General features: G+C 65.5%; 8 protein-coding genes. 5 read left to right on the forward strand and 3 right to left on the reverse strand.

The window, feature by feature from the left end; translation table 11 throughout:
• The first annotated feature begins 55 nt into the window (after positions 1-55).
• The 3 genes from RMP10_RS16140 (at position 56) to RMP10_RS16150 (ending at position 4,741) form a co-directional block, all read left to right on the forward strand.
• The gene (locus RMP10_RS16140; protein WP_310571200.1) at positions 56-1,672 is read left to right on the forward strand and encodes an ATP-binding protein; all 1,617 of its coding nucleotides are present in this window, start codon (positions 56-58) and stop codon (positions 1,670-1,672) included.
• A 64-nt stretch (positions 1,673-1,736) separates the two neighbouring features.
• The gene (locus RMP10_RS16145; RefSeq protein ID WP_310571201.1) at positions 1,737-3,668 is read left to right on the forward strand and encodes a potassium transporter Kup; all 1,932 of its coding nucleotides are present in this window, start codon (positions 1,737-1,739) and stop codon (positions 3,666-3,668) included.
• Between the two features lie 128 nt (positions 3,669-3,796).
• Positions 3,797-4,741 (forward strand): VOC family protein, encoded by a 945-nt coding sequence (locus RMP10_RS16150; protein WP_310571202.1) that lies wholly within the window; start codon positions 3,797-3,799, stop codon positions 4,739-4,741.
• 17 nt (positions 4,742-4,758) lie between these two features.
• Here RMP10_RS16150 and RMP10_RS16155 read toward each other — a convergent pair whose 3' ends face one another.
• From RMP10_RS16155 to RMP10_RS16165, 3 genes are read right to left on the reverse strand one after another with little or no spacing between them, the layout of a single operon-like run.
• On the reverse strand, positions 4,759-5,382 hold the full coding sequence (locus RMP10_RS16155; protein ID WP_310571203.1) for an AAA family ATPase: 624 nt from the start codon (positions 5,380-5,382) through the stop codon (positions 4,759-4,761).
• A 30-nt stretch (positions 5,383-5,412) separates the two neighbouring features.
• Complete coding sequence (locus RMP10_RS16160) at positions 5,413-5,808, reverse strand: PIN domain-containing protein (RefSeq protein WP_310571204.1); 396 nt, start codon at positions 5,806-5,808, stop codon at positions 5,413-5,415.
• A complete protein-coding gene (locus tag RMP10_RS16165; protein ID WP_310571205.1) occupies positions 5,805-6,080 on the reverse strand; it encodes a hypothetical protein in 276 nt (91 codons plus the stop codon). Before RMP10_RS16165 ends, RMP10_RS16160 begins: the two co-directional genes overlap by 4 nt.
• A 213-nt stretch (positions 6,081-6,293) precedes the next feature.
• On the opposite strand from RMP10_RS16165, the gene RMP10_RS16170 reads away from it, so the two are divergent.
• Positions 6,294-6,860, forward strand: coding sequence for a hypothetical protein (locus RMP10_RS16170; RefSeq protein ID WP_310571206.1), 567 nt, complete (start codon positions 6,294-6,296; stop codon positions 6,858-6,860).
• A gap of 372 nt (positions 6,861-7,232) precedes the next feature.
• Positions 7,233-7,340 carry a hypothetical protein gene (locus tag RMP10_RS23435; protein WP_345785811.1) on the forward strand — a complete coding sequence of 36 codons (108 nt, stop codon included), beginning with the start codon at positions 7,233-7,235 and terminating at the stop codon, positions 7,338-7,340.
• Positions 7,341-7,542 lie beyond the last annotated feature (202 nt).

Below are 7,542 nucleotides of genomic sequence, written 5' to 3' on the forward strand. Positions count from 1 at the left end.
GAGGCAACCTAGGCGCTGATAGCGCCGCGCACGAGGGGCACGGTAACGTTCACGCATGCGACTGCTCCGCTGGTTCCTCGCCCTCTCGTTACTGACGCTCAGCTTACTGCCGTTGCGCCCGTCGCTGGACAAGGCGCACGTTGCCCTCGCGTATCTGCTGCTCATTCTCGCGGCGAGCGCGCGTGCCGGTCGTCGGGTCGGGCTCGTGTTGTCGGTCGTGTCGTTCTTCTGCTTCAACTTCTTCTTTCTCGAGCCGCTGTACTCGTTCGTCGTGGCCGAGCCGCTCGATTGGCTGGTGCTGGTAGCGCTGCTGATTACGAGCGCGGTGGCCGCCCACCTGCTGTCGGTGGCGCAAAGCGAGGCGCGCATTGCTTGGGAGCGCGCCGCCGAAATCGACCGCCTGGCGGTACTCGGCGCCGAGTCACTGAACGCCGGGCCCGCCGAGCAGGCACTCGCGGCGATTGCCGGCGTGATCCAGGAAGCGCTGGCGGTCGATCGCTGTCGCATCCATGCCGTCAGTGAATCAGGTGGTGCGCTCACGCTGGTGGCTGAACGCGCCGCCCTGGTCGTGGTGGCCCCTGAACCAACCGCGACGGTGGCGGCGTCGCCATCGCGTGACCTCGGTATGCCCACGCGCGCCCATCTGCTCCAATGGGTGGCGGACAACGGGCGGGTGGGCGTGGAGCGCTGCGACGGCTCCATGCGTGTGGGCGCCGTGCCGAGCCTGAACGGGAGCGCCGGCAGTCCGCTGGATATCACCGGCGGAGCCGGCATCGCCGACGCGTGCGGGCTGCTGTTGCCGCTGCGCGTGCATGGTCGCGTGGTGGGCGTGGTGCACATCGAGCGCCGCCTGCTGCTCGACCTCACGCCGTCGCGCCAGCGCTTCCTGCGGGCAATCAGCTACTACGCGGCTCTTGGCATCGAGCGTGCGCGCTTGGTGACAGAGGCCGAGCACGCCGAGGCGCTACGCCGGGCCGACAAGATGAAGGACGCCGTGCTGGCTTCGGTGTCGCACGATCTGCGTACGCCCCTCACGACGATCAAGGCATTAGCCAACGCCATTCGGCTCGAAGGCGACGATCGGGCGGCGATCATCGAGGAAGAAGCGGACCGCTTGAATCGCTTTGTGGCTGATCTGCTCGATCTCTCGCGGCTGAATGGCGGTGTCTCGCCCATCGCGCCGCAGATCACCGCCATCGAGGATCTGCTCGGTGCCGCGCTGCAGCGGGTATCCGGCGCGATGACGCACCGCGTGATTGATGTGGAGCTTCCGCCGGACGAGCCGCTGCTGCTGGCACGCCTCGACTTCACGCAGTCGCTGCGCATCGTGGTGAACCTGCTCGAAAACGCCGACAAGTACTCGCCGGCCGACCAGCCCATCGACGTCAGCGCACAGCGGGTTGGACACCTCGTGCGACTCGCGGTCGCCGACCGAGGTCGCGGCATTTCCGATGCGGAACGTGAGCGGATCTTTGAACCGTTTCACCGGCTCGGTGAGATCCCCGATGCCAACGGGGCCGGGCTCGGGTTGTCGATCGCCCGTCGCCTCGCCGAGATGCAAGGCGGGCGCCTGCTGCATGAGCCGCGCGAGGGCGGTGGCAGCCGCTTTGTGCTCGAGCTTCCGGCCGCCGATCTCACGTCGCTCGCGGCGGAGTCCGTCGCATCTTTGTGAAATCTTGATGCGTCGGTCCGTCGTCTTTGTGCGGTCTTGATGCCGACAGCCCTACCGTCCGGGCATGACACACGCGTCGCACGATCCTTCGCCGCAGTCCTCGCCGCACTCCTCGCACGACACCCCGACCGGGCGCCGGCTCTCACTGCTGACCCTCGCGGCACTGGGGGTCGTCTACGGGGACATCGGCACCAGCCCGCTGTATGCCATGAAAGAGGCCTTCGGTCCGTCGCACGGGCTGTTGCCGAACGCGGTCAACGTGTACGGCATCCTGAGTCTCGTGACGTGGTCGATCCTCTTGGTCGTGGTGGCCAAGTATCTCGTGTTCATCCTGCAGGCGGATAACAACGGCGAAGGCGGCGTGCTGGCGATGCTCGCGCTGTTGTTGCAGGACACCTCGGACCGGATCGGGCGGCGCCGACGCACCGTGCTGATTCTGCTGGGGGTGTTCGGTACCGCCCTGCTGTACGGAGACGGCATCATCACGCCGGCCATTTCCGTGCTCGGTGCCGTGGAAGGGCTCGACATCGTGACGCCGACGCTCTCCGCGTATGTGGTCGAGATCACGCTGGTCATTCTCGTGGCGCTATTTGCCGCGCAACGGTTCGGCACCGCCACCGTGGGTCGTGCGTTCGGCCCGCTCACATTGGTGTGGTTCATTGTGATTGGCTCGCTCGGTGTCAGGTCGATCGTCGACACTCCGCAGGTACTGACAGCGCTCAATCCGCTGTATGGACTGCGCTTCCTGGTGCACCATGGGACCCACGGATTCGTCGCGCTTGGTGCAGTGTTTCTCTCCGTGACCGGTGCGGAGGCGCTGTATGCGGATATGGGCCACTTCGGCAAAGTGCCCATCCGCCGAGCATTCTTCGCGGTCGTGCTGCCCGCGCTGCTCCTGAACTATTTCGGCCAGGGGGCGCTGCTGTTGCGGGATCCGGCGGCGGTGAGCAATCCGTTTTATCTGCTGGCGCCGTCGTGGTTTCTCATCCCCTTGCTGATCATCGCCACGCTGGCGGCGATCGTCGCGTCGCAGGCGCTCATCTCCGGCGCCTTCTCGCTGGCGCGTCAATCGATTCAGCTCGGCTATCTGCCGCGCATGACCATCGTGCAGACGTCGCATGAAGAGTATGGACAGATCTACATCCCGCAGATCAACGTGGCGCTGATGATCGGCACAGTGTGCATCGTGCTTGGCTTCAAGTCGTCGGCGGCGCTCGGGGCCGCGTATGGCATCGCCGTGACCGGCACGATGTCGATCACTACACTGCTGTTCGCGGTGGTGGCACGGACGCGATGGAACTGGCCGCTGTGGCAAGTGGGATCGCTGGCGGCATTCTTTTTCATCGTGGACTTCGCCTTTCTCGGCGCCAACGTGATCAAGATCGCCGCCGGTGGCTGGGTGCCGCTCGTGCTCGCTGCCGCCTTGGTGTTGCTGATGACCACGTGGAAGCGAGGACGTCTGGCGTTGCAGCAGCTGCTGCAGCGGGCGGGTTTGCCGCTCGACCTCATGCTCGATGAGCTCGGGCGCCGGCCCGCGCCACGCGTGCCCGGCACGGCCGTGTTTCTCACCAGCGACAGCAAGGGCGCACCGGTGGTGCTGCTGCATCATCTCAAGCACAACAAGGCGCTGCACCAGCAGGTCGTCCTGTTGTCGATCACCGCGAGCAACGTGCCCACCGTGCCGCGCGAGGATCGGGTCACCGTGTCGTCGCTCGACCACGGATTCTGGCGCGTGACCGCCCGCTACGGTTTCATGGAAAGCCCGGATGTGCCGGCGGTGCTCGCCCAATGTGCGGAGCAGGGCATCATCGCCCGACCGATGGAAACCAGCTACTACCTGGGACACGAGCGACTGCTGACCACGGGCTCGACCAAGATGGCGGGCTGGCGGAAGCGCCTGTTCGTCCTGATGGCGCGGAACTCCCAGTCGGCGGCGCAGTTCTTCCACCTCCCGTCGAACCGGGTTGTGGAGATGGGGGCGCAGATCGAGTTCTAGATCCGGTCGGTCGGTAACGTGTATAGTTGGCTTGACAACCATTGTTAAAACGGTAGATTGAGGAAAGGGCGCCCCCTCGGCGCTGCCTTCAGTCCGTCACCGTCGATGTCCGCAGGGAGGCCCGTGTAATGCGTGTCAGCAGCCACGATATGTTCGGCGCTCCGGCCGAGTCCGATACGGGCGCCGATCGGGCGCTGGACGGCAGTTATGGCCGTCCTCCCGCCGGCTATCGCTTGCCGCCGGCCACGCGGCTTGGCGCCGTGGAGCTGCAGGTCAGCCATCTCGAGCGCTCGCTCGAGTACTACCAGCACCTGCTCGGCATCGCGGTCATCGATCAGGACGCGGCAACGGTGTCGCTCGGCGGCGTTGGGGCGACGGAACCGATCGTGATCCTGCGGCACGTGGAAGGCACGCGGCCGGTAACTCCGGGATCTCGACTCGGGCTCTATCACTTCGCGATCCTGCTCCCTGATCGGCCGGCGATGGGCCGTTTCATCACGCACCTGTCGGAGATCGGTGCGCGCGCGGGCTCCAGCGATCATCTCGTCAGCGAGGCGTTGTATCTGCAGGATCCCGATGGTCTCGGCATCGAGGTGTACGTGGACCGCCCCCGCGATGCCTGGCGACGCGCTGATCGAGAACTCATGATGGCGACCGATCCCCTCGATCTGGCCGACCTCGTACGCGCGGCGAATGGTGCGCCGTGGACCGGTATGCCAAGCGACACGGTCATGGGGCATGTGCACCTGCATGTAGGCGATCTCGATGCCGCCGTCGCGTTCTACGCCGAAGGCCTCGGCTTCGACCGCATGGTGTGGCGATATCCGGGCGCCCTGTTCCTCGGGGCGGGTGGCTACCACCACCATCTCGGCACCAACACCTGGGCGCGTGGTGCACTCCCGTCGCGAGCGCAGGACGCGAAGCTGCTGGCGTGGACCATCGTGTTGCCATCGGCCAACGACGTCGCGGCGTTGCGCGCGAACCTGGTGTCACACGGTATCGCCGTCACCGACGAACCAACCGGCATCCTGTTCGCGGATCCGTGGGGAACCCCCGTGCGGGTGCGCGCATAAACGGTGCGCCGCCCGGGTTAGACCGCCGGACGCTCGGACGCGAAGAGATCGATCTGCGGTGGCTGCGTTGGCAGTCCGAGTCGTACGACGGCATCGAGGGTCCATCCGTCGCGAGCCGAAGGATCGAGCCGATACACGGGGACGGCGAAATCGGCGATGAGATCGTCGATGATGCCATCGATCTCCTGCTGAAAGCCGACGCTGACGGCGCGCTTGCCATCGAAGGTCGGCGCGCCGAGCACGGGCACTTTGAATAACGCGTGATAGCCGTACACCCAGTCGCGTACGAGCGCATCGAGCTCGGGCCGACGGCCTACGCGGGCCACGAGATACGCGTAGTTGTCCAGCACCGACCGGTCGCAGATCACCACTTCGTACGCGGCCGCCGCCGCGATCTCTTCAGCGATCTGTGTGTGCAGAATCCAGCGCTGCGCCTCGAGTGTGGTGTCCTCATTGATCGGCAACGGACAGCGACGGGCGACTTCCTTCACGATGTCGACGCCCAAGTCGAGTCGCTTGAGCTGCGCGGCGAGGTCGAAGCACAGCGTCGTCTTGCCGACGCCGTGCGTGCCCACGAACGCCACCTTCAGTCGGTGGCGTCCATGCGCGTCGAGCGGCAGCAGTTCGGAGACAGCGGTCATGTCGCGAAAACTAGCGCGACGGCGTCGTGTTTAGACGACGAGCTGGGCGCCGTCCGCTTTTGAGAGCTCACGGTCGAATGTGGCGATCGTACACAGATCCGCGCGATAGTCCGCCAGGACAAGCTGATCCATCAGACCTGGCGCCGAGCGTGATGATCGCGCGGTCGCTTCCCGCAGTACGTGCCGCGCAATGCCGGTGCACTGAATGCGCGGATCGTCCAAGAGCGCGGCCAACGCGTGCGCGGCGTCAGCGTGCGGCACGGCATAATGATGGCGCAAGGCGAAGTACGACTCGCTGACCACGAGATCAGAAACACAGATGGTGTCACGCGCTGCCGCGAGCATGCTGCGGGCCGCATCAGCCTGTTTGGCCGGCGTACCGGTCAGGAGTCGGAGCACGACCGACGTATCGAGCCCGACGCTCATCTTGCCGGTTCCGCTCCGCGCCCGCGCGCCACGCTGCGCTTCACCGCGCTCATCGCGTGGTCGTCGACGGCGGCGGCATATGTTCGAAGTAACCCGAACCAAGCCGGCTGCCAAAGGGCTGAAGTACTGGCGTCGGCGGTCGACGGCGGCGCGTCGAGCACGTGGCGGACCCCTTCGGCGACCAGATCGCGCACGGTGCGGCCGCGTCGCGCCGCTTCCACCTTGAGGCGTCGGTACAGGACGTCGTCGAACTCGATCGTGGCTTTCATCATGGCAATATACCCAGTTACCCAGTAAACCAGTACAGGCACGTCCTGCGTGCGTCCATGTTACCGCGAAACCATGCATCACATGTCATCCAATCCGTGCTGGTCGGATGATCAGAACGCGGGTTTCCCCCGATGAGCCGAATGTCCGCCTCGCGCCGCCGTCTCCAGTGCGGACGAATTCGACACCGCGCGACGCCACGTTCACCGGACACGCTGATGACCTTACGCACCCCCTCGTTCATCCTCACGGCCTCGATCGCCGCGGTGCTCGCCGCCTGTGCCGGCGACACGGCCGCGCCGACCTCGACGCACGCCGCCGTGAGCGATAGCCACGGCGCCCACACCAAAAGCTTGACCGGGGCCCTCACCGTTGATCAGAAGCAGGGCGTTGCGGCGGTCCGCAACGCGACGGCACGCTTCCGCAACTTCAAGGCCGCCGAGGACGCGGGCTATAGCATACAGTTTCCGGCGGGTTGCGCGGTCGACGCGAGCGGTGGCCCCGACGACCCCAGCGAGGGAGCACAGGCCTACCACTACATGAACCAAGCGCTCGTGGAAGACGGCGTGATCAATCTCGAGCGCCCGGAGTTGCTCATGTACGAACCGCAGAAGAACGGCTCGCTGCAACTCGTGGGTGTCGACTACGTGGTGCCGCGCCGCTTCCCCAAGCCCGACCCACTGCTGGGGATGGAGTTCAAGTCGGTCGACGTGCAGGGCCAACAGGTCTGGGCGCTGCACATCTGGGCCTGGCGCTCGAATGTCAATGGCACGTTCTATCCATGAAATCCTGCGGTCAGCTGCAAGTACCAGTTCCAGGACTGATGACGAGCCGCTCATGAGCTGATGTGCGCGCAATTCCCGACTTGGGTTTGTGGAGGCACCGGACGCTGGCCGCCCGGCGCCTCTCATGCCAGCTTAGGACACGCGACAGACCCCTTCCCGACAGGCACCGCATGGGCAGCTCGGATACGAGTGAGCAGGGCGACATCACCAGAATGTTGCACGACGCTGGCAGCGGCGACGCGTCGGCGTTGCACCGCTGACCAGTTGACCGCCGCCGGTCGCATGTCGAACTCCGTGCTGGCCGACATGCCCGAAGTAGTCTGGGTCAAGAGCTACGTCTCGGACGCGGAAGGCAAGATCTAGTGCGAGTACATCGCGCCGAATTCCGAAGCCGTGCTCGAGCACGCGCGCCGCAGCGGTATTCCGGCGAACAAGATTTCTGAAGTGTCGCTCGAGATCAATCCGGCGATGTTCATGTAGGCTCCCCGACCCGTCCTCTTTTTCGGAGTTGCAGGATGATCGCTCGTTCGACGTTCCGCGCATCTGTGGCTGCCACACTGCTTTCATCGGTACTCACGCCGTGTCTCGCCGCGGCCCAGGATCGCTCGCAGTCGCGGTCGATGGTGTCGTCCAAACAGGGCGTGGTGGCCAGCGAGAGCGTGCTGGCGTCGCAGGTCGGCGC

The sequence above is a fragment of the Gemmatimonas sp. genome, from assembly GCF_031426495.1.
Taxonomy (GTDB): domain Bacteria; phylum Gemmatimonadota; class Gemmatimonadetes; order Gemmatimonadales; family Gemmatimonadaceae; genus Gemmatimonas.

Excerpts from the sequence above, each read along its gene's own strand:
- RMP10_RS16160 (WP_310571204.1), bottom strand. The coding sequence starts at position 5,808 with ATGAGCGTCGGGCTCGATACGTCGGTCGTGCTCCGACTCCTGACCGGT.
- RMP10_RS16165 (WP_310571205.1), bottom strand. The coding sequence starts at position 6,080 with ATGATGAAAGCCACGATCGAGTTCGACGACGTCCTGTACCGACGCCTC.
- RMP10_RS16170 (WP_310571206.1), top strand. The coding sequence starts at position 6,294 with ATGACCTTACGCACCCCCTCGTTCATCCTCACGGCCTCGATCGCCGCG.
- RMP10_RS16145 (WP_310571201.1), top strand. The coding sequence starts at position 1,737 with ATGACACACGCGTCGCACGATCCTTCGCCGCAGTCCTCGCCGCACTCC.
- RMP10_RS16155 (WP_310571203.1), bottom strand. The coding sequence starts at position 5,382 with ATGACCGCTGTCTCCGAACTGCTGCCGCTCGACGCGCATGGACGCCAC.
- RMP10_RS16150 (WP_310571202.1), top strand. The coding sequence starts at position 3,797 with ATGCGTGTCAGCAGCCACGATATGTTCGGCGCTCCGGCCGAGTCCGAT.
- RMP10_RS16140 (WP_310571200.1), top strand. The coding sequence starts at position 56 with ATGCGACTGCTCCGCTGGTTCCTCGCCCTCTCGTTACTGACGCTCAGC.